This is a genomic window from Nocardia alni (assembly GCF_019038435.1).
GTDB classification, from domain to species: Bacteria; Actinomycetota; Actinomycetes; order Mycobacteriales; family Mycobacteriaceae; genus Nocardia; species Nocardia alni.
This window is the reverse complement of sequence record NZ_JAGPOX010000394.1, coordinates 1-402: the sequence shown is the minus strand read 5'-3', so window position 1 is coordinate 402 and position 402 is coordinate 1. Positions and strand designations below refer to the sequence as shown.

Annotated in this window: 2 protein-coding genes; both read right to left on the bottom strand. The window is 64.4% G+C overall.

The genetic code is table 11. From position 1 onward, the window contains the following. The coding region (gene rplI / locus JZ791_RS44485) for a 50S ribosomal protein L9 (RefSeq protein WP_216904037.1) at positions 1-140 on the bottom strand (140 nt) is incomplete at its 3' end. Between the two features lie 105 nt (positions 141-245). Continuing rightward, entirely contained in the window at positions 246-392 is a 147-nt protein-coding gene (gene rpsR, locus JZ791_RS44480; RefSeq protein ID WP_438804645.1) for a 30S ribosomal protein S18, read from the bottom strand. Positions 393-402 lie beyond the last annotated feature (10 nt).

Genomic DNA, 402 nt, shown 5'->3' with positions numbered 1-402 from the left:
AACTCGGCCTTGTTGCTCTCGGTGGCCGGAACGGCCTTGCCCTGCGGCACGAGGAAGTTACGGCCGTAGCCCGGCTTCACGTCGACCAGGTCGCCCAGGTTGCCGAGGTTGGTGACTTTCTGCAGGAGGATCAGCTGCATGGTATTGCTCCAGATGAGTTATTCGTTAGCGAGGCGATGCCCCGCAACAAAGGCTGTCCGAATAGCTGGCACAGCGGGGGCGGCACCGGGCCGCCCCGCCGGGCATCAGACGTCGTGGTTGTCGGTGTACGGGATCAGGGCCAGGAAGCGAGCGCGCTTGACGGCGGTCGCCAGCTGGCGCTGGTACTTCGACTTGGTACCGGTGACGCGGCTCGGCACGATCTTGCCGTTCTCGGTCAGGTACTGGCGCAGGGTGTTGAGA